Here is a 19,630-nt window from a genome sequence, read left to right as displayed (position 1 = left end):
TGCCGCCGCGGCCGGGGCCGGGGCGGGAGATCGTGGCGCCGGTCAGGCGCGGGGCGGCCTGGTCAGGACGCAGTCATCAAGTCTACGACCTCACGAGCCGCTTCTGCCACGTCGTGGTTCACGACCTTGACGTCGAACTCGTCCTGGGCGGCCAGCTCGACCTTGGCGGTCTCGAGGCGACGCTGCTGCTCCGCGGCGTCCTCCGTGCCGCGGCCGATGAGACGGCGGACCAGTTCGTCCCAGGTGGGCGGCAGCAGGAAGACGAGCACCGCCTCCGGCATCGCCGTCCGGACGAGGCGCGCCCCCTGGAGGTCGATCTCGAGCAGGACGCTCCGGCCGTCCTGGAGCGCGGCGTCGATCGGCGGCCGTGGCGTGCCGTAGCGGTAGGAGTTGTGGACGACGGCGTGCTCGAGCAGCTCTCGCTCGCGGATCATGCGGTCGAACTCGGCGTCGTCGACGAAGTAGTAGTGCACGCCGTCGACCTCGCCGGGGCGGGGCGACCGCGTCGTCGCGGAGATCGAGAGGTGGACGTCGGGGTAGTTGTCGCGGATGTACGACGACACGGTGCCCTTTCCCACGGCGGTCGGGCCGGCGAGGACGACGAGGCGCGACCGCTGCCGGCCCTTCGCCTCGCGGTGGGCGAGCCAGTCGCCGAGGATGCGGCGCTGCCGCACGCCCAGGCCGCCGACGCGCTTGGACTCGGCGATGCCGAGGTCGGCCATGATGCGCGCGACCCGGGTCGGCCCGATGCCGGGGATGCTCGTGAGGAGCTCGCGGACGCGGAGCGTCGCCTCGGGCTCGGTGGCCTCGCCGGCCCAGGCCGACTCGGCCACGTCGAGCGCCGATCGACGACGCTCCGCGATCGACGCCTTGACGGCGGCGCGGGCCCGACGGGCGGCGACGGCGGCACGGGCGGCGGCGGCCCGGTCGACCGGGGGCGGGGTCATGCGAGGCACGAGCGGACCTCCTCCTGGTCGCGGCGCACAGCGGCGGCCACGCCCGAGGGGCCGGCCGACAGCACGCCCCGCGACGTCGAGACGACGACGGCGTCGGCCGCGGGGCCGTACAGGCTGCGCAGCTGGTCGTACCGGGCGCCCTGGTGGCCGAAGCCGGGGGCGAGCACGGGCGTCGTGGTCAGCCGCGCGACGTCGATGCCGGTGGCGGCGAGGTCGACGGTGGCGCCGAGCACCAGTCCGACCGAGCCGAGGCGGGTCTCCCCCGCGGTCTGGTTGTCGTCGAGCACGTGGTCGACGATACCGCCCGCGACGGTGACGACGCGCCCGTCCGCCCCGGCGGAGCCGGCGCGCTGCACGCCCTGCGCCTCGGGGTTCGAGGTCGCGCCGAGCACGAAGACCCCGGCACCGGAGGCGCGGGCCAGGGCGATCGTGCCGGCCGCGGCCCCGAAGCCCAGGTAGGGCGACACCGTGAGCGCGTCGACGCGCAGGGGCGAGTCGGGCGAGAACCAGGCCTCGGCGTACGCGTCCATGGTGCTGCCGATGTCGCCGCGCTTCGCGTCGCCCACGACGAGCAGGTCGGCGTCGCGGGCCGCGGCGAGCACCGCCTCGAGGGCGGCGAAGCCCGCGGAGCCCCACCGCTCGTAGAACGCGACCTGCGGCTTGACGATGCCCGCGCCTCCCCGGGTCGCCTCGACCACGCGGAGGCCCATCTCCCGCGCGCCTGCGGCGCTCACGGGCAGCGACCACTCGTCGAGCAGCCAGGGGTGCGGATCGATGCCCACGCAGAGCGGACCGACGCTCGCCATGACGTCGGCGAGCCGGTCGCCGAAGGGGGCGGGCGCCGCTGGCGCGGTCGGGGTCATCGGCGAGCGGCCCGGGCGATGCCGTAGTCCTGCAGGCTGGTCACCTCGAGGTCGGTGTGCACGGCCTCGATCGACGCCACGGCGGCGCCGAGCTGCGCGATCGTCGTGAAGAGCGCCTTGTCGGCCGCGACGGTGGCGGCGCGGATCTCGTAGCCGTCCGCCCGCGCGCTGGACCCGCTCGGCGTGTTGATCACGATATCGACCTCGTCGCGGTTGATCAGGTCGACGACGCTCTCGCCGCCGGCGCTGAACTTCGCCACGGTGTCGGCCGCGATCCCGTTGCGCACGAGGACGGTCGCGGTGCCCTCGGTCGCGAGGATCCGGAAGCCGAGCTGCTGCAGGCGCAGCACGGGCAGCACGATGGCCCGCTTGTCACGGTCGGCCACCGACACGAACACCGTGCCCGACGTGGGCAGCCCGCCGTAGGCGGCGGTCTGGCTCTTCGCGAAGGCGCGCGGGAAGTCGCGGTCGATGCCCATGACCTCGCCGGTGGACCGCATCTCGGGGCTCAGCACGCTGTCGACGATCTGCCCCTCCTTCGTGCGGAACCGCTTGAAGGGCAGGACGGCCTCCTTGACGGAGATCGGCGAGTCGAGCGGCACGTCGGAGCCGTCCTGCTCGGGCAGCAGGCCGCTCTCGACGAGCTCGCGGATCGACGTGCCGACCATCACGAGCGAGGCCGCCTTCGCGAGGGGGATGCCGAGGGCCTTCGAGACGAAGGGCACCGTGCGGCTGGCCCGGGGGTTCGCCTCGATGACGTAGAGCACGCCCGCGGCGATCGCGAACTGGACGTTCAGCAGGCCGGAGACCCCGATGCCCTGCGCGATCGCGAGGGTCGCCTCGCGGACGCGGTCGATCTCGCCCTTGCCCAGCGTGACCGGGGGCAGCGTGCAGCTCGAGTCGCCGGAGTGGATGCCGGCCTCCTCGATGTGCTCCATCACGCCGCCGACGTAGAGCTCGGTGCCGTCGTAGAGCGCGTCGACGTCGATCTCCACCGCGTCGTCGAGGAACCTGTCGACGAGGAGCGGCGCGTCGGGCCCGATGATCGCCGCGTCCTGCACGCGGACGAAGTAGTCGGCCAGCGACGGGCTGTCGTAGACGATCTCCATGCCGCGGCCGCCGAGGACGTACGACGGACGGACGAGCACGGGGTAGCCGATCTCCTCCGCGACGGCGACGGCGCTCTCGTAGTCGGTCGCCGTGCCGTTCTTCGGCGCGAGGAGGCCCGCCCGGTCGAGGATGGCCGAGAACAGGCCGCGCTCCTCGGCGGAGTCGATCGCGTCGGGGGTCGTGCCGAGGATGGGAACCCCGGCCGCCTCGAGGCCCTTCGACAGGCCGAGCGCCGTCTGGCCGCCGAGCTGCACGACGACGCCGACGAGCTCGCCGCTCTGCGACTCGGCGTGGACGACCTCGAGGACGTCCTCGAGGGTCAGCGGCTCGAAGTAGAGCCGGTCGCTGGTGTCGTAGTCGGTCGAGACCGTCTCGGGGTTGCAGTTGACCATGATCGTCTCGTAGCCCGCGTCGCTCAGCGCGAAGCTGGCGTGCACGCACGAGTAGTCGAACTCCACGCCCTGGCCGATGCGGTTCGGGCCGGAGCCGAGGATGACCACCTTGCGGCGGTCGCTCGGGGCGACCTCGGTCTCGACGTCGTAGCTCGAGTAGTGGTACGGCGTGAGGGCCGGGAACTCGCCGGCGCAGGTGTCGACGGTCTTGTAGACCGGGCGCACGCCGAGCGCCCAGCGCTGCTCGCGGACCTCCTGCTCGCCGAGGCCGCGCAGCTGCGCGATCTGGGCGTCGCTGAAGCCGTGGTCCTTCGCGTGGGCGAACAGGTCGGCGTCCAGCTCCGCGGCCGCGGCGACCTCGTCGGCGACCTCGTTGATCAGGACCACCTGGTCGATGAACCAGGGGTCGATGGCGGTGGACTCGAACACCTGCTCGGCCGTCGCGCCGGCACGCAGCGCCTGCTGCACGGTCACGATGCGCCCGTCGGTGGGGGTGTGCGCCAGCGCGAGGAGCGCCTCCGCGTCGCCCGGCTCGCCCTCCCAGTGGAAGCTCGACCCGCGCTTCTCGAGCGAGCGCAGGGCCTTCTGCAGCGCCTGGGCGTAGTTGCGGCCGATGGCCATGGCCTCGCCGACGCTCTTCATCGTCGTGCTCAGCGTGGTGTCGGCCGCCGGGAACTTCTCGAAGGCGAAGCGCGGCACCTTGACGACGACGTAGTCGAGGGTGGGCTCGAAGGAGGCGGGGGTCACCTTCGTGATGTCGTTCGGGATCTCGTCGAGCCGGTACCCGAGGGCGAGCTTCGCGGCGATCTTGGCGATCGGGAAGCCCGTCGCCTTCGACGCGAGGGCGCTGGAGCGGGAGACGCGGGGGTTCATCTCGATGACGATGACGCGGCCGTTCGTCGGGTCGACCGCGAACTGGATGTTGCAGCCGCCCGTGTCGACGCCCACGCGCCGGATGATGTCGATCGAGATGTCGCGGAGGTTCTGGTACTCGCGGTCGGTGAGGGTCAGCGCCGGGGCGACGGTGATCGAGTCGCCGGTGTGCACGCCGACCGGGTCGACGTTCTCGATCGAGCAGACGACGACCGTGTTGTCGGCCGTGTCGCGCATCATCTCGAGCTCGTACTCCTTCCAGCCGAGGATGCTCTCCTCCAGGAGGACCTCGGTGGTGGGGCTCTGGTGCAGGCCGTCGGTGACCATGCGCACGAGCTCGTCGCGCGTGTAGGCGAAGCCCGAGCCGAGGCCTCCCATCGTGAAGGACGGGCGGATGACGAGCGGGTAGCCGAGGTCCTCGGCGTACTCGATCGCCTCGTCGACCGTGTGCGCGATGTACGACTTCGCGACGTCGGCTCCGGACTCGAGCACGAGCTCCTTGAAGAGCTGGCGGTCCTCGCCCTTCTGGATCGCCTCGACCTTGGCGCCGATCAGCTCGACGCCGTGCTTCGCGAGGATCCCCTCGGCGTCGAGGGCGATGGCGGCGTTGAGGGCCGTCTGCCCGCCGAGCGTGGGCAGGATCGCGTCGGGGCGCTCCTTGACGATGATCGCCTCGAGCACCTCGGACGTGATCGGCTCGATGTACGTCGCGTCGGCGAAGTCGGGGTCGGTCATGATCGTCGCCGGGTTCGGGTTGACGAGGATGACCCGGACGCCCTCCTCGCGGAGCACGCGGCAGGCCTGCGTGCCCGAGTAGTCGAACTCGGCCGCCTGGCCGATGACGATCGGCCCGGAGCCGATCACGAGGACGGAGTTGATGTCTGCGCGCTTGGGCATCAGTTGCTGCTTTCCAGGTCGGAGCCGAAGTCGACGGGCTGGCCGGACTTCCGGGCGACGACCGCCTCGCGGAAGCGGTCGAAGAGGTGGTTGCTGTCGTGCGGGCCCGCGGCGGCCTCGGGGTGGTACTGCACCGAGAACGCCGGGATGTCGAGGGCGCGGAGCCCCTCCACGACCTCGTCGTTCAGGCTGAAGTGGCTGACCTCGACGCGGCCGAAGCCGGCGGGCGAGTCGAGCACGCCCTCGATCGGGGCGTCGACCGCGAAGCCGTGGTTCTGGCTGGTGATCTCGACCCGGCCGGTGGTCTTGTCGAGCACGGGCTGGTTGATGCCGCGGTGGCCGAAGGGCAGCTTGTAGGTGTCGAACCCGAGGGCCCGACCGAAGAGCTGGTTGCCGAAGCAGATGCCGAAGTAGGGCACCCCGTCGCGCAGCGCGCCGCGGAGCAGCTCGACCTGGGCGTCGCTGGCCGCGGGGTCGCCGGGGCCGTTCGAGAAGAACAGGGCGTCGGGGGCGAGCTCGCGGAGCTGCTCGGGTGTCGTGTCCTGCGGGAGCACGTGCACCTCGAAGCCGCGCTGGGCGAGGTAGCGCAGGGTCGAGGTCTTGACCCCGAGGTCGAGCACGGCGACCGTGCCGACGGCCTCGCCCTCCGCCGGGAGGACGTAGCGCTCCGTCGTCGAGACCTCGCTCGACAGGCTCAGGCCGCGCATGTCGGCCGAGTCGCGCACGAGGGCGAGCTGCTCGTCGTCGGCGAGGTCGAAGTCGGCCCCGCTGAAGATGCCGCCCCGCATCGAGCCGACGTCGCGGAGGCGACGGGTCACGGCCCGGGTGTCGATGCCCCGGATGCCCACGACGCCGTCGGCGACGAGCTGGTCGTCGAGGCTGCCCTGGGCGCGGTGGTTCGACACGACGCGGCTGGCGTCGCGGACGGCGTAGCCGGAGACCCAGATGCGGCGGGACTCGGGGTCTTCGTCGTTGACGCCGGTGTTGCCGACGTGGGGCGCCGTCATCACGACGATCTGGCCCGCGTACGACGGGTCGGTGAGGGTCTCCTGGTAGCCGGTCATGCCGGTCGCGAAGACGGTCTCGCCGAGGGTGCGCCCGACGGCGCCGTAGGCGCGGCCGCCGTGGCGCGACCCGTCTTCGAGCACGAGGACGGCCCGGGGGGTGTTCGACGCGTCAGTCAATGGTCTTCTCTCCTGTGGGGGTGCCGGCCGCGGGGGCCGGGGGGACGAGGGGGCGCAGGGCGTCGACGACCGGTCGGGGGTCGTCGGCGAAGCGCAGGTAGGTGTCGACGACGGTGTCGCCGAGGCTCCAGGTGACCGCCACGAGGCCGTCGGTCTCGACGACGCGGTCGATCGCCCAGGTGGCGCGCTCGACGGCGCGGACCGAGGAGGCGCGGATCAGCACCGGGGGCTCGCCCGCGATGGCCAGCCGGACGCCCTCGGGGTGCACGGAGACGACTGCGCGACCGCGGAAGCCGAGGCCGTGGACGACGATCCGGTCGAGGGGGTCGCCGGCCCGGGTGGTGGCGACGTAGAACCCGTCGCGCTCGACGCTCGCGGGCCCGAGATCGTCGGGGGCGCGCTCGGGGGCGGGCACCTCCGACTGTCGTCGCCCGCGGGCGCGCCAGGCGCGGACCATCGCGGCCATGAGGAGGCCGAGGAGCACGAGGACGGCGGCGCCGATGAGCCAGTAGGTCACCGGTCGGTCGCCTCCCCCGCGGCCAGCACGGCGCGAGCCGAGACCTCGGCGGCGGACCGGGCGACGGCCTCGGCGTCGATCACGGACCCGTCGAGGACGGTCGCGTAGCCCTGGTGGAAGGTCGCCTCGACCCGCCCGGGGAGCCGTTCGCCCAGGTACGGCGAGTTCGTGCTCTTGCCCGCGAGGTGCTCGAGGCCGAAGGTGCGGGTCACCCCTCGATCGTAGAGCGTGAGCTCGGCGGGCTCCCCCACCGCGAGCGGGCGGCCCTGGCCGGCGACCTGCCCGATCACGGCCGGGGCCGTGGACATGACGCGGGCGACGTCGGCCCAGCCGATCATGCCCGTCTCGACCATGGTGCGGTGCACGACCGAGAGGGCCGACTCGAGGCCGACCATCCCGTTGGCCGCGGCGTCCCACTCGCAGCACTTCGCCTCCGAGGTGTGCGGTGCGTGGTCAGTGGCGACGATGTCGACGGTGCCGTCGGCGAGGGCCGCGCGGAGGGCCTCGACGTCCTCCTGCCGCCGGAGCGGCGGGTTCACCTTGTAGCGCGAGTCGTAGCTCGAGACGAGCTCCTCCGTGAGCAGCAGGTGGTGCGGCGTGACCTCGGCGGTCACGGCGATGCCCCGGGACTTCGCCCAGCGGACCACCTCGACGCTGCCGGCCGTCGAGACGTGGCAGACGTGCAGGCGGGCCCCGACGTGGTCGGCGAGCAGCACGTCGCGCGCGATGATCGCCTCCTCGGCGACGGCCGGCCAGCCGCCCAGGCCGAGCTCGGCGGAGAGGGCGCCCTCGTTCATCTGCGCGCCCTGGGTCAGCCGCGGCTCCTGCGCGTGCTGCGCGAGCACCCCCCCGAAGCCCTTGATGTACTCCAGGGCGCGGCGCATCAGCAGCGGGTCGGAGACGCAGTGGCCGTCGTCGGAGAAGACCCGGACGGCGGCGCGCGACCGGGCCATCGCGCCGATCTCGGAGAGGTGCGTGCCGGCGAGGCCCTGCGACACCGCGCCGATCGGCCGGACGGTCACGTAGCCCGCTCGGTCGCCGAGGGCCTGGACCTGCTCGACGACGCCGGCGGTGTCGGCCACGGGCGACGAGTTGGCCATGGCGTTGACCGCCGTGTAGCCCCCGGCCGCCGCCGCGCGGGAGCCCGTGAGCACCGTCTCGCTGCCCTCGCCGCCGGGCTCGCGGAGGTGCGTGTGCAGGTCGACGAGACCGGGGAGCACGAGCAGCCCGTCGCCGTCGACGACCCGGGCGCCGAGGTGGCTGAGCCCGGAGCCGAGCTCGGCCACGACGCCGTCGCGGACGAGGACGTCGGTGCGGCCGCCGTCCGGGGCCTCGACGGAGCGGATCAGGTAGGAGGTGGTGGTCACGGGGTCCCTTCCCGGTCGCCGGCGAGGGTCAGGTAGAGCACGGCCATGCGGACGGCGACGCCGTTCGTCACCTGGTCGCGCACGGTGGAGCGGGGCGAGTCGGCGGCCTCGTCGCTGATCTCGAGGCCGCGGTTCATCGGCCCGGGGTGCATGACGATCGTCGTCTCCGGCAGCGTGCGGAACCGCGCGGCGCCGAGGCCCCAGGAGCGGGCGTACTCGCGGGCGTTGGGGAAGAACGCCTCGTGCATGCGCTCTTGCTGGATGCGCAGCATCATCACGACGTCGGGCCGCACGGCCGCGATGGCCTCGTCGAGGTCGTAGTGGACGTCGACCCCGAAGCGGCTGACGTCGACGGGCAGCAGCGTCGGCGGAGCGACCACGGTGACGTGGGCGCTGAGCGTCCGCAGCAGCCAGGCGTTCGACCGGGCCACGCGGGAGTGCAGCACGTCGCCGACGATGAGCACCTCCACCCCGTCGAGGTCGCGGCCACGACTGGCGGCGCCGTGGAGGCGACGACGCATCGTGAAGGCGTCGAGCAGCGCCTGCGTCGGGTGCTCGTGCGTGCCGTCGCCGGCGTTGACGATCCCGGCGTCGACCCAGCCGCTGTCGGCGAGCACGCGAGGGGCGCCGGAGGCGGGGTGCCGGAGGACGATGCCGTCGGCTCCCATCGCGGCGAGCGTCTGGGCGGTGTCCTTCAGGGACTCGCCCTTCGACACGCTGGAGCCCTTCGCCGCGAAGTTGATCACGTCGGCGCTCAGGCGCTTGGCCGCGGCCTCGAACGAGATGCGGGTGCGGGTGGAGTCCTCGTAGAAGAGGTTGACCACGGTGGTGCCGCGGAGCGTGGGGAGCTTCTTCACCTGCCGGGTGGCGACGTCGGCCATGTCCTCGGCCACGTCGAGCACCCGGAGGGCGTCGTCGCGGCTCAGGTCGGCCGTGCTGAGGAGGTGCCTCACGAGGTGGGCCCTCCGGTCTGCCCGGCGGAGGCGGTGCCGGGCTCGTCGCCCGCGCCTCCCTCGATGGCGACGCCGTCGTCGCCGTCGACCTCCGACAGGTGCACGTAGATGCGCTCCGACGAGGAGGTCGGCAGGTTCTTGCCCACGAAGTCGGCCCGGATCGGCAGCTCGCGGTGGCCCCGGTCGACGAGGACGGCGAGGCGGACGGCCCGCGGTCGCCCGAGCGCGCTGAGCGCGTCGAGGGCGGCCCGGACGGTGCGGCCCGAGTAGAGCACGTCGTCGACGAGCACGACGACCGCGCCGTCGATCCCGCCGGGCGGGAGGCTCGTGGGGTGGCTCGCCCGCGTCGGGTTTCGCCGCAGGTCGTCGCGGTACATCGTGACGTCCACGGCACCGACCGGGACGACGACGCCGGCGATCGACGAGAGGGTCGCTCCGAGACGCTCGGCGAGGGCGACGCCCCGCGTCGGGACCCCGAGGACCACGAGCCCGTCGGGGCCCCGGTTCGACTCGAGGATCTCGTGGGAGATGCGCGTCAGGGCGCGCGTGATGTCAGCCTGACTCAGCACGGTACGGGTGCTCAATCGGACCTCCTTCCCCGCCTCTCGGGACGGAATTTAAAGGACGTCGGGGTGGTGCGTCGCGACCCGGCCCGCAGGCCGCGACGCGGTGCCGCCAGCCTAGCGGCTGGCGGCGACGCTGCTGAGCAGGCCGTTGACGAAGGTGGCGGAGTCGTCGGTGCTCAGCGACTCGGCGAGCTCGACCGCCTCGCTGATCGCGACGTGGTCGGGCACGTCGTCGGCGTGGAGCAGCTCGAAGATGGCGATGCGGAGGATGCCCCGGTCGAGGATGGGCATGCGCTTCAGGGGCCAGCCCTGCGAGTACGTCTCGATGAGCTCGTCGATCTCGGAGCCGTTCTCGACGACGCCCTGGACGAGGTCGCGGGCGTAGCCCCAGCTGGAGCTGCGCTCGGGCTGGGCCATCGCCCGCGTGGTCTCGGCGACCAGGGCGTCGCTGATGCTGATCTGTCGGACGTCGGCGACGTAGAGGACGTCGAGGGCGCGCTTGCGCGCCTTGGTGCGTGCGCTCACGGAGGCTGTCGGCGCCGACTAGTCGGCGACGCGGCCGAGGTAGCCGCCGTCGCGCGTGTCGACCTTGACCTTGGTGCCGGTCTCGAGGAAGAGCGGGACCTGGATCTCGTAGCCGGTCTCGACCGTCGCGGCCTTGGTGCCGCCGGTCGAGCGGTCGCCCTGCAGACCGGGCTCGGTGTACGTGACCTCGAGGACGACGCTGGCGGGCAGCTCGATGTAGAGGGGCGTGCCGTCGTGGAGCGCCATCTGCACGTTCTGGTTCTCGAGCATGAAGTTCTTCGCGTCGCCGACGATCGTCGCCGGGACGTTGATCTGGTCGTAGTCGCTGGTGTCCATGAACACGTAGCCGTCGGCCTCGGCGTAGAGGTACGTGTACTCGCGGCGGTCGACGTTCGCGAAGTCGATCTTGGTGCCGGCGTTGAACGTCTTGTCGACGACCTTGCCCGACATGACGTTCTTCATCTTGGTGCGGACGAAGGCCCCGCCCTTGCCCGGCTTGACGTGCTGGAACTCGATCACGTTCCAGAGCTGGCCGTCCAGGTTGAGGACGGCGCCGTTCTTGATGTCGTTGGTGGTCGCCATGCGTGCGGGGTCCGTTCCGAGTTCTTGGTGAGGCGGCCGAGACCGGCCGACGAGCGAGTCTACCGGACGCGCTCGTTCCGGCGGGGAGGGCGACGGGCGGACGCGCCTGCCTAGGAGCCGATCTCCTGGTACGCCATGAAGAGCAGGCTCGCGTCGGGGCCGGTGAGGACGGTGGGCTTCGCGACGTCGTCGAGGACGATGAAGCGGAGCATGCCCGCCCGGGACTTCTTGTCGCGCTGCATCGTCGCGAGCAGCGTGTTCCAGCGGCCGAGCGGGTAGCTCGTCGGCAGGGTCAGGGACTCGAGGATGCGGCGGTGACGGTCGACGACCTCATCGCTGAGCCGTCCGCTCAGGCGGGCCAGCTCGGCGGCGAACACCATGCCGACCGAGACGGCCGCGCCGTGCCGCCACTGGTAGCGCTCGGCGTGCTCGACGGCGTGGCCGAGGGTGTGCCCGTAGTTCAGGATCTCGCGGAGCCCCTGCTCGGTGAAGTCCGCCGCGACCACGCGCGCCTTGACGCCGATGGCCAGCTCGAGGACCCGCCGGAACTCCGGGGTCGTCGGGTCGACCGCCCGGTCGACGTCGGCCTCGATCACGTCGAGGATCTCGGGCTCGGCGATGAAGCCCGCCTTCACGACCTCGGCGAACCCGGCCAGGATCTCGTTGCGCCCGAGGGTGTCGAGCATGTCGAGGTCGGCCACGACGGCGACGGGCGCGTGGAAGGCGCCGACGAGGTTCTTGCCCTCGGCCGTGTTGATGCCGGTCTTGCCGCCCAGGCTGGCATCGACCATGCCGAGGACGGTCGTGGGCACCTGGACGAGCGCGACGCCCCGGAGCCAGGTCGCGGCGACGAAGCCCGCGAGGTCGGTGACGGCGCCGCCGCCGAGGCCGATCACGGCGTCGGTGCGCGTGAAGTCCGCCTGGCCGAGCACCTGCCAGCAGAAGGCCGCCACCTCGACGCGCTTGGCGTCCTCGGCGTCGGGGACCTCGGCGATGAGGGCCTCGTAGCCCGCGGCCACGAGGCTCTCGCGCAGCTCGCCGGCCTTCCGGCCGAGCGTGGGCGCGTGGACGATCAGCACCTTGGCGGTGCCGCTCGGCAGCAGCGCGGGGATGCGCGAGGCGACGCCCCGGCCGAGCACCACGTCGTAGGGGGCGTCGCCGCCGACGCGGATCGTCGTCGAGTCGTCGTCGTGGCGGGCGGAGTCGCCGTGGAGGGCGCTGTCCTGGGGGGCGCTGTCGTGGGGGCGGGTGTCGCTCATGCGGGCCTCTCGGTCTGGTGGTCGGTGCGCCCGGCCAGGAAGACGACGATGTCGTCGACCACGGTCGAGACGGGCCGGTCGGACGTGTCGAGCTCGACGTCGGCCAGGGATCGGTACAGGGGCGCCCGCTCGTCGGCGATCGCGCGCCAGGCGGCCATGCCGCCGGTCTGCAGGAGCGGGCGAGCGGACCCGGCGATCCGCGCCTCCACCGCCTCGGGCGTGACCGTCAGCAGCACCACGGTCGTCGCGGCGAGCCGCTCGCGCGTGTCGGGGTGGAGCACCGCTCCCCCGCCGAGCGAGACCACGCCGGGGCTGGTCAGCGCCTCGGCGACGACGTCGTGCTCGAGCTCCCGGAACCGGGGCTCCCCGTGCACGGCGAAGATCTCCGCGACGGGCCCGTGCCGACGGACGATGACGCGGTCGGTGTCGACGAAGGGGAGGTGGAGCCGCCGGGACAGCTTCTTCCCGATGCTGCTCTTGCCGGCGCCCATCGGGCCGATGAGCACGACGGGCCCGGCCTCGGCGGCCGGAGGCCCCGACGCCGTGCCCTCCGGGGCACCGGTCACGATCCGGAGGCCGCCGCCTCGGTGCGGAGGGTCTCGGGGATGGACTCGAGGTAGGCCCGGAGGTTGCGCGAGGTCTCGGCGAGGGAGTCGCCGCCGAACTTCTCGAGCACCGCGTCGGCCAGGACGAGCGCGACCATCGACTCCGCCACGACGCCGGCGGCGGGCACGGCACAGACGTCGGAGCGCTGGTGGTGGGCCTTGCTCTCGTCGCCCGTCGCGACGTCGATCGTCGCGAGGGCGTGGGGGACGGTGGCGATGGGCTTCATGCCGGCGCGGACGCGGAGGACGGTGCCGGTGCTCATGCCGCCCTCGGTGCCCCCGGCACGGTCGGTGTCGCGGGAGATGACGCCGCCCTGGCGGTGCAGCTCGTCGTGCGCGACGCTGCCGCGGCGACGCGTCGTCTCGAAGCCGTCGCCGACCTCGACGCCCTTGATGGCCTGGATCCCCATCAGGGCGGCCGCCAGACGGGAGTCGAGCCGGCGGTCCCAGTGCACGTGCGAGCCGAGGCCGGGCGGCACGCCGTAGGCGAGCACCTCGACCACGCCGCCGAGGGTGTCGCCGTCCTTCTTCGCGGACTCGACCTCGTCGACCATGAGCGCGGAGGTGGCGGGGTCGAAGCAGCGGAGGGGGTCGTCGTCGAGCCGGTCGACGTCGCCCGGTCGCGGCAGGTCGGCGCCCTCGGGCACGCGGACCGGGCCGATGGAGAGCGTGTGGCTGACGAGCTCGACGCCGAGCTCGGCGAGGAAGGAGCGCGCCACGGCGCCGAGGGCGACGCGCGCGGCCGTCTCGCGGGCACTCGCGCGCTCGAGCACGGGGCGGGCCTCGTCGAAGCCGTACTTCTGCATGCCCACGAGGTCGGCGTGGCCGGGGCGGGGCCGCGTGAGCGGGGCGCTGCGCCCCCGGGAGGCGTCGCTGACCTCGACGGGCTCCGGGCTCATGACCTCCTCCCACTTCGGCCACTCCGTGTTGCCGATGCGGAGGGCGACCGGGCTGCCCATGGTGAGGCCGTGGCGGACGCCGCCGGAGATGGCCAGCTCGTCCTGCTCGAACTTCATGCGCGAGCCGCGGCCGTAGCCGAGCTTCCGCCGGGCGAGGTCGGTGCGGACGGCGTCCATCGAGACGGGCACGCCCGCGGGCAGCCCCTCGAGGACGGCGATGAGCTCGGGGCCGTGAGATTCCCCTGCGGTCAACCAACGAAGCATGCGGCAATCCTCGCACAGGCCGAGGACATGGCCGTCCGCCGCCCGCCGCCCCGGGCGGGGAGGACGGGCGGCGGGCACGGCGCGGCCGTGGGCCTACTGGTACTCGGGGTGCTCGCGCATCCAGGCCTGCCAGACGGCGACGGCCTCCTCGTGCTCGGCGAACGTCGTCGAGAACGCCGTCTCGCCGGTGTCGAGGTTCGTCGTGACGAAGTAGAGCCAGGAGCCGTCGGCCGGGGCGACGGCCGCGTCGATCGCGAGGTCGCCCGGGTTGGAGATGGGGCCGACGGGGAGGCCCTCGTGCTGGTACGTGTTGTAGGGGTTGTCGGCGTCGCCGCGCTCCGCGTCCGTCGTCGTCACGCGGTGCGTGTTGCCGGTGCCGTAGGCGACGGTCGCGTCGGACTGCAGCAGCATCCCCTGGTCGAGGCGGTTCTGGAAGACCCGGGCCACCTTCGGGTAGTCGGCCGCGAGGCCCGCCTCGCGCTGGATGAGCGAGGCGAAGACGACTATGCGCTGCTGGTCGGCGGGCTGCACGCCGGCGGCCGCGAGGCGCTCCTTCATCGTGTCGACCATCTGCTGCAGGTAGCCCCGCGCGTCGAGGCCGGGGTCGAGCTCGTAGGTCGCCGGGAAGAGCCAGCCCTCGAGGCTGGTCGCCTCGGCGGGGAGGCCGAACGACGCGGGGTCGGCGGCCGCGGCCTGGACCTGGTCGAGCGGGATGCCCGTGGCGTCGGCGAGCAGCGTGTACACGTCGACGGCGGCCGTCCCCTCGGGGATGACGACGCGGTCCGTGACCCGGTTGGAGGAGTCCTGCAGGGCGGCGAGGGCCGAGGCGGCGCTCATCTCCTGCTGCAGCGTGTAGCTGCCGGGCTGGAACGTGATGGTGGGGTCGGCGAGCATGAGCGAGTAGGCGGCCTGGTAGCTCTTCGTGACGCCGGCGTCGTTGAGGTTCGTCGCGATGTCGGAGCCGTTCTCCCCGCTGGTCACGGCGAACTGCACCTCCGTGCCGTTGCCGGTGCCGGAGAAGTCCTCGGGGGCGGGCTCGCCCTGGAGCTTCTCGATCAGGGGCGACACGGCGCCCCACGCCGCGGCGACGCCCGCGGCGCCGCCGCCCACGACGACGAGCAGGACCACGAGCAGCACGATGCCGCCCTTCCTGCTGCCGCGAGGGCGCTTCTCACGACCCCGGGGCGAGCGCTCCCGGTCGCGCTGCTCACGACGGGAGGCGGCCGGCACCTCCTCGGCGGGCTCGGCGGTGGCGACCCCGGCTCGGAGGGCACCGGCGGAGGCGCGGCTGCCGTCGGCGCCGCGGGGAGGGTCGGACTGCGGGGGCGACGCGAAGAGGTCGTCCCACTGGGGATCGTCGGCCACGGTCATCGTCCTTCGTCGGGTGCGGGGAGGGCCCCGGCGCCGTCGTCGGGGCCGGGTGCGCCCACGAGGTGACCGGGCGGGCGACCGCTCGACCGCTCGAGGTCGAGCGCGTGCTGGACGATGATAACAGCGGCGACCTGATCGATGACGGATCGTTGTCGACGGCCCTTGCGCCCGGAGGCCCGCAGTGCTCCCTGTGCGCTGACGGTGGACAACCGCTCGTCGACGAGACGGACCGGGACGCCGCTGCGGCCCGCGAGGAGGGCGGCGAAGTCGCGCGCGTCGGTGGTGGACGGGGTGTCCCCGCCCGACAGCGACAACGGCAGGCCCACGATGATCTCGAAGGCCGACGCCTCGGCGGCGTGGGCGAGGATGGCGTCGACGTCGGCGGTGCCGTCCGCCGCCCGCGGCACGGTCTCGACCGGGGTCGCGATCATGCCGTCCGGGTCGGTGCGGGCGACGCCGATGCGGGCACGGCCCACGTCGACGCCGAGCCGCACCCCGCGACGCACCCTCAGCCCCGGAGGGCCGCGACGATGCCGGCCAGCGCCGCCGGCACGGCGGCCACGTCGGAGCCGCCGCCCTGCGCGAGGTCGTCCTTGCCGCCTCCCCCGCCGCCGAGCACGCCCGCGGCCGCGCGAGCCAGGGCGCCCGCCTTCACGCCGGCCCGACGAGCCCCGTCGGTCGTGGCGACGATGACGGCGGGCTTCCCCTGCACGTCGGCCGCCAGGGCGACGACGGACGAGGACGAGGAGCCGAGACGCTCGCGCACGGACGTCACGAGCGACCGCAGCTCGTCGGTGGTGCGCAGCGCGCCGACGTCCTCGGCCACGACGGTCAGCTCGCCGACCGGAGCGGCCGTCGCCGCGAGCGAGGGCACCCGGGTCGCGAGCTGGGCGGACTCGAACTCCGCGATCCGCTTCTCGGCGGCCTTGAGGCTCGCCACCAGGTCGCCCACGCGCTCGGGCAGCTGCTCGCGCGGCGCCTTGAGCGACGACGTGAGCTGGGCCACGATCGCGCGCTCCGATGCGAACTCGCGGAACGCGTCCAGGCCGACCAGCGACTCCACCCGGCGGTTGGTCGAGCCCACGGAGGTCTCGCTCACGAGGTTCACGAGCCCGACCTGCGAGCTCGTCGAGACGTGGGTGCCGGCGCAGAGCTCCCGCGACCACGGGCCCCCGATGTCGACCATCCGCACGGTCTCGCCGTACTTCTCGCCGAAGAGGGCCATGGCGCCCATCGCCCGGGCCTCGTCGAGGGGCATCTCGCGGGTGACGACCTGGAGGTCGTCGCGGATGGCACGGTTCGCGATCTCCTCGATCTCGGACCGCGTGGCGGGGCTGAGGGCCTGGTTCCAGTTGAAGTCGAGGCGCAGGTAGCCGGCCTTGTTGTACGAGCCAGCCTGGTGCGCCTCCGGCCCGAGCACCTCGCGGAGCGCCGCGTGCACGAGGTGGGTCGCCGAGTGCGCCTGCGTCGCGCCGCGGCGCCACACGGGGTCGACGACGCTCGTGGCGGCGTCCCCGACGCCGACCTCGCCGGAGCGCACCTGCACGCGGTGGCTGATCAGGCCCTTGACCGGCTTCTGCACGTCGAGCACCTCGAGGTCGAAGCCCGTGCCGACGATGCTGCCGGCGTCGGCCTCCTGCCCGCCGGACTCCGCGTAGAGCGAGGTCTCCGCGAGGATCACCTCGGCGATGTCGCCCGCGACGGCACGGTCGACGGAGGCACCGTCGACGATGATGCCGAGGACGGTCGACTCGGTGTCGAGCACGTCGTACCCCGTGAACACGGTCTCGCCGTGGGCACGGAACGCGCTGTAGACGCTGAGGTCGGCGAGGGCGGTCTTCCGCGACTTCGCGTCGGCCTTGGCGCGGGCCCGCTGCTCGCTCATGAGGCGGTCGAAGGCCTCGCGGTCGACCGTCAGGCCGTTCTCCTCCGCGATCTCGAGCGTCAGGTCGATCGGGAAGCCGAAGGTGTCGTGGAGGAGGAAGGCCGTGTCGCCCGCGAGTCGCGGGGAGCCGGAGCCCTCGTCGCGGCGCTTCGTGTCGGCCACGGCGATGTCGAGGATGTCGGTGCCGGCCGACAGGGTGCGGAGGAAGGTCTCCTCCTCGCCGACGGCGAGCTGCGAGATGCGGTCGTAGTCGGTCTCGACCTCGGGGTAGGCCGCCTTCATGGCGTCCCGCGAAGCGGCGAAGAGCACCGGGAAGGTGGCCCCCTCCACGCCCAGCAGGCGCATGGACCGCACGGCGCGGCGGAGCAGGCGACGCAGGATGTAGCCGCGGCCCTCGTTCGACGGACGGACGCCGTCGGAGAGCAGCATGAGCGCGCTCCGCACGTGGTCGGCGATGACCCGCATGCGGACGTCGTCGTCGTGCACGGCCCCGTAGCGGCGGCCGGACAGCTCCGCGGCGGCGTCGAGCACGGGGCGGACCTGGTCGATCTCGTACATGTTGTCGACGCCCTGCTTGAGGAACGCGACACGCTCGAGGCCCATGCCGGTGTCGATGTTCTTCGCGGGCAGCTCGCGCACGATGTCGAAGTCGACCTTCGAGCGCACGTTCTCGATCTGGTACTGCATGAACACGAGGTTCCAGATCTCGACGTAGCGGTCGTCGTCGGTGGCGGGGCCGCCGTCGACGCCGTAGGCCGGGCCCCGGTCGAAGAAGATCTCGGAGCACGGGCCTGCGGGGCCGGGCTGGCCGGTGTGCCAGTAGTTCGTGTCCTTCCCGAGGCGCTGGATCCGCTCGTCGGGCAGCCCCGCGATGCGCTTCCAGAGCTCGATCGCCTCGTCGTCCTCCTCGTAGACGGTCACCCAGAGGTCGTCCGGCGAGAAGGCCAGCCCGCCGTCGGCCTCGCTCGAGGTCAGCAGCCCCCACGCGTACTCGATCGCGCGGTCCTTGAAGTAGTCGCCGAACGAGAAGTTGCCGTTCATCTGGAAGAAGGTGCCGTGCCGCGGCGTCTTGCCGACCTCCTCGATGTCGTTGGTGCGGATGCACTTCTGGACGCTGGTAGCCCGGGGCCAGGGCGTCGGCACGAGGCCGGTGAGGTAAGGGATGAACGGCACCATGCCGGCGACCGTGAAGAGCAGCGACGGGTCGTCGCTGACCAGGGAGGCGGACGGGACCACGGTGTGGCCTCGCTCACCGAAGTACTCGAGCCAACGGCGGCGGATCTCTGCGGTCTGCATGGTTCTCCCAGGGGTGCTGCGGTGATGTGCGGGGGCGGACGAGGAGGCGCGGGGCCCCGGCCGGGTCAGCCCTCGGTCGTGGGGTCGGTCGCCGAGCGCAGCTCGGCCTCACGGGTCTTGTAGCCGTCGACGACCGCGGCGCGGAACGAGGTGACGCTGCCGTCGATGTCGTCGAGGAGGCGCTGCCCCCCGGCCGTGCGGACGGCGAGGTGAGCGATGCCGAGCCCGAGGGCGACGCCGACGGACAGCAGGATCAGGCTCTTCACGGGTGCTCCTCACGGGTCTGCGCCGGGACGGCGCGGGTCGACACGTCAGCTTACTTCGAACGGTCGGGCGGTCGGGCACGGGGCCTGCGGCGGGCGGTCCCGCCGCCGCGGGCCCCGGGCCGCCGGGGACGACGAAGGGAGCGCGCCACGTGAGCGGCGCGCTCCCTCCGGAGTCGCTGTGGAGCAGGTGCTAGCGGGCGGCGTAGTACTCGACGACCAGCTGGACCTCGCAGGTCACGGGGACCTCGGCGCGCTTCGGGCGACGCACGAGGCGGGCCTGCAGCTTGTCGATCTCGACCTCGAGGTACGCGGGCACCTTGGGGAGGAGGTCGACGTGGCCACCGGCGGCGGAGACCTGGAAGATCTCCATCTTCTCGCTCTTGGGCTTGACGTGGATCATCTGGCCCTCCTTCAGACGGAAGGAGGGGCGGTCGACGAGCTTGCCGTCGACGAGGATGTGACGGTGCACGATCATCTGACGGGCCTGGGCCGTGGTGCGGGCGATGCCGGCACGGACGACCAGGGCGTCGAGACGCGTCTCGAGCAGCTCGACCAGGTTCTCACCGGTCAGGCCCGAGGCCTTGCGGGCCTCGTTGAAGACGATGCGGAGCTGGGCCTCGCGGATGCCGTACTGGGCACGCAGGCGCTGCTTCTCACGGAGACGGACGGCGTAGTCGCTGTCGGTCTTGCGCTTGGTGCGGCCGTGCTCGCCGGGAGCGTAGGGACGCTTCTCGAGGTAGCGGGCGGCCTTGGGGGTCAGCGCGATGCCGAGGGCACGCGAGAGACGGGTCTTGCTGCGGGTACGTGACTTGGTCGACACGGTCGTCCTGTTCTTGTCGTGGATCATGGAGGGCCGGCCCAGCGCGCGAGCGCCGGCAGGCGTAACAAGAGGGGTGAGTGCCGCGGTGGCGACCGGCTACAGGTCGTCGCACCTCTCTCGGGGACGTCTTCAGCAGCCGCGCATCGACACCCGAGTTCTAGGCAACCCCACGAGCATACA

At 72.7% G+C, this 19,630-nt stretch carries 18 protein-coding genes; all 18 read right to left on the bottom strand.

Annotated features, from left to right (window positions below; all coding sequences use genetic code 11):
* Nucleotides 1-62: 62 nt before the first annotated feature.
* On the bottom strand, nucleotides 63-947 hold the full coding sequence (gene gmk, locus F1C15_RS01720; protein WP_185233967.1) for a guanylate kinase: 885 nt from the start codon (nucleotides 945-947) through the stop codon (nucleotides 63-65).
* A complete protein-coding gene (gene pyrF / locus F1C15_RS01715; RefSeq protein WP_185232631.1) occupies nucleotides 944-1,819 on the bottom strand; it encodes an orotidine-5'-phosphate decarboxylase in 876 nt (291 codons plus the stop codon). The genes gmk and pyrF overlap by 4 nt, the downstream gene beginning before the upstream one ends.
* Nucleotides 1,816-5,091: a carbamoyl-phosphate synthase large subunit gene (carB, locus tag F1C15_RS01710; RefSeq protein WP_167259164.1), complete on the bottom strand. Its 3,276-nt coding sequence runs from the start codon at nucleotides 5,089-5,091 to the stop codon at nucleotides 1,816-1,818. The genes pyrF and carB overlap by 4 nt, the downstream gene beginning before the upstream one ends.
* Nucleotides 5,091-6,275, bottom strand: a complete 1,185-nt coding sequence (gene carA, locus F1C15_RS01705; protein WP_185232629.1) for a glutamine-hydrolyzing carbamoyl-phosphate synthase small subunit — start codon at nucleotides 6,273-6,275, stop codon at nucleotides 5,091-5,093. Before carA ends, carB begins: the two co-directional genes overlap by 1 nt.
* Nucleotides 6,268-6,792, bottom strand: a complete 525-nt coding sequence (locus F1C15_RS01700) for a hypothetical protein (RefSeq protein WP_185232627.1) — start codon at nucleotides 6,790-6,792, stop codon at nucleotides 6,268-6,270. Before F1C15_RS01700 ends, carA begins: the two co-directional genes overlap by 8 nt.
* Nucleotides 6,789-8,159 carry a dihydroorotase gene (locus F1C15_RS01695; RefSeq protein ID WP_185232625.1) on the bottom strand — a complete coding sequence of 457 codons (1,371 nt, stop codon included), beginning with the start codon at nucleotides 8,157-8,159 and terminating at the stop codon, nucleotides 6,789-6,791. Before F1C15_RS01695 ends, F1C15_RS01700 begins: the two co-directional genes overlap by 4 nt.
* Nucleotides 8,156-9,112, bottom strand: a complete 957-nt coding sequence (locus F1C15_RS01690) for an aspartate carbamoyltransferase catalytic subunit (RefSeq protein WP_185232623.1) — start codon at nucleotides 9,110-9,112, stop codon at nucleotides 8,156-8,158. The genes F1C15_RS01695 and F1C15_RS01690 overlap by 4 nt, the downstream gene beginning before the upstream one ends.
* Nucleotides 9,109-9,696 carry a bifunctional pyr operon transcriptional regulator/uracil phosphoribosyltransferase PyrR gene (gene pyrR, locus F1C15_RS01685; protein ID WP_056054690.1) on the bottom strand — a complete coding sequence of 196 codons (588 nt, stop codon included), beginning with the start codon at nucleotides 9,694-9,696 and terminating at the stop codon, nucleotides 9,109-9,111. The genes F1C15_RS01690 and pyrR overlap by 4 nt, the downstream gene beginning before the upstream one ends.
* A 96-nt stretch (nucleotides 9,697-9,792) precedes the next feature.
* A complete protein-coding gene (gene nusB, locus F1C15_RS01680) occupies nucleotides 9,793-10,203 on the bottom strand; it encodes a transcription antitermination factor NusB (RefSeq protein ID WP_056054687.1) in 411 nt (136 codons plus the stop codon).
* 18 nt (nucleotides 10,204-10,221) lie between these two features.
* Complete coding sequence (gene efp, locus F1C15_RS01675) at nucleotides 10,222-10,785, bottom strand: elongation factor P (RefSeq protein WP_056054683.1); 564 nt, start codon at nucleotides 10,783-10,785, stop codon at nucleotides 10,222-10,224.
* Between the two features lie 110 nt (nucleotides 10,786-10,895).
* Nucleotides 10,896-12,044: a 3-dehydroquinate synthase gene (gene aroB / locus F1C15_RS01670; protein WP_185232621.1), complete on the bottom strand. Its 1,149-nt coding sequence runs from the start codon at nucleotides 12,042-12,044 to the stop codon at nucleotides 10,896-10,898.
* Nucleotides 12,041-12,535 (bottom strand): shikimate kinase, encoded by a 495-nt coding sequence (locus tag F1C15_RS01665; protein WP_185233965.1) that lies wholly within the window; start codon nucleotides 12,533-12,535, stop codon nucleotides 12,041-12,043. The genes aroB and F1C15_RS01665 overlap by 4 nt, the downstream gene beginning before the upstream one ends.
* Nucleotides 12,536-12,606: 71 nt before the next feature.
* On the bottom strand, nucleotides 12,607-13,812 hold the full coding sequence (gene aroC, locus F1C15_RS01660) for a chorismate synthase (protein WP_185232619.1): 1,206 nt from the start codon (nucleotides 13,810-13,812) through the stop codon (nucleotides 12,607-12,609).
* Nucleotides 13,813-13,905: 93 nt separating this feature from the next.
* The gene (gene mltG / locus F1C15_RS01655; protein WP_255465405.1) at nucleotides 13,906-15,177 is read right to left on the bottom strand and encodes an endolytic transglycosylase MltG; all 1,272 of its coding nucleotides are present in this window, start codon (nucleotides 15,175-15,177) and stop codon (nucleotides 13,906-13,908) included.
* 2 nt (nucleotides 15,178-15,179) lie between these two features.
* A complete protein-coding gene (gene ruvX, locus F1C15_RS01650) occupies nucleotides 15,180-15,689 on the bottom strand; it encodes a Holliday junction resolvase RuvX (RefSeq protein WP_056054677.1) in 510 nt (169 codons plus the stop codon).
* 2 nt (nucleotides 15,690-15,691) lie between these two features.
* On the bottom strand, nucleotides 15,692-18,364 hold the full coding sequence (alaS, locus tag F1C15_RS01645) for an alanine--tRNA ligase (RefSeq protein ID WP_056054673.1): 2,673 nt from the start codon (nucleotides 18,362-18,364) through the stop codon (nucleotides 15,692-15,694).
* Nucleotides 18,365-18,429: 65 nt separating this feature from the next.
* Nucleotides 18,430-18,630: a hypothetical protein gene (locus F1C15_RS01640; protein WP_056054671.1), complete on the bottom strand. Its 201-nt coding sequence runs from the start codon at nucleotides 18,628-18,630 to the stop codon at nucleotides 18,430-18,432.
* A 190-nt stretch (nucleotides 18,631-18,820) separates the two neighbouring features.
* Nucleotides 18,821-19,450 (bottom strand): 30S ribosomal protein S4, encoded by a 630-nt coding sequence (gene rpsD, locus F1C15_RS01635; RefSeq protein WP_082514352.1) that lies wholly within the window; start codon nucleotides 19,448-19,450, stop codon nucleotides 18,821-18,823.
* Nucleotides 19,451-19,630 lie beyond the last annotated feature (180 nt).

This window comes from Frigoribacterium sp. NBH87 (assembly GCF_014217665.1).
Classification (GTDB): Bacteria; Actinomycetota; Actinomycetes; order Actinomycetales; family Microbacteriaceae; genus Frigoribacterium; species Frigoribacterium endophyticum.
Note: the sequence above shows the minus strand (reverse complement) of the source record. Positions and strands in the feature narration are given on the sequence as shown.

Coding starts and splice junctions, on each gene's coding strand:
- alaS (WP_056054673.1), bottom strand. CDS start 18,364: ATGCAGACCGCAGAGATCCGCCGCCGTTGGCTCGAGTACTTCGGTGAG.
- gmk (WP_185233967.1), bottom strand. CDS start 947: ATGACCCCGCCCCCGGTCGACCGGGCCGCCGCCGCCCGTGCCGCCGTC.
- efp (WP_056054683.1), bottom strand. CDS start 10,785: ATGGCGACCACCAACGACATCAAGAACGGCGCCGTCCTCAACCTGGAC.
- aroB (WP_185232621.1), bottom strand. CDS start 12,044: ATGAGCGACACCCGCCCCCACGACAGCGCCCCCCAGGACAGCGCCCTC.
- pyrF (WP_185232631.1), bottom strand. CDS start 1,819: ATGACCCCGACCGCGCCAGCGGCGCCCGCCCCCTTCGGCGACCGGCTC.
- carB (WP_167259164.1), bottom strand. CDS start 5,091: ATGCCCAAGCGCGCAGACATCAACTCCGTCCTCGTGATCGGCTCCGGG.
- aroC (WP_185232619.1), bottom strand. CDS start 13,812: ATGCTTCGTTGGTTGACCGCAGGGGAATCTCACGGCCCCGAGCTCATC.
- F1C15_RS01665 (WP_185233965.1), bottom strand. CDS start 12,535: ATGGGCGCCGGCAAGAGCAGCATCGGGAAGAAGCTGTCCCGGCGGCTC.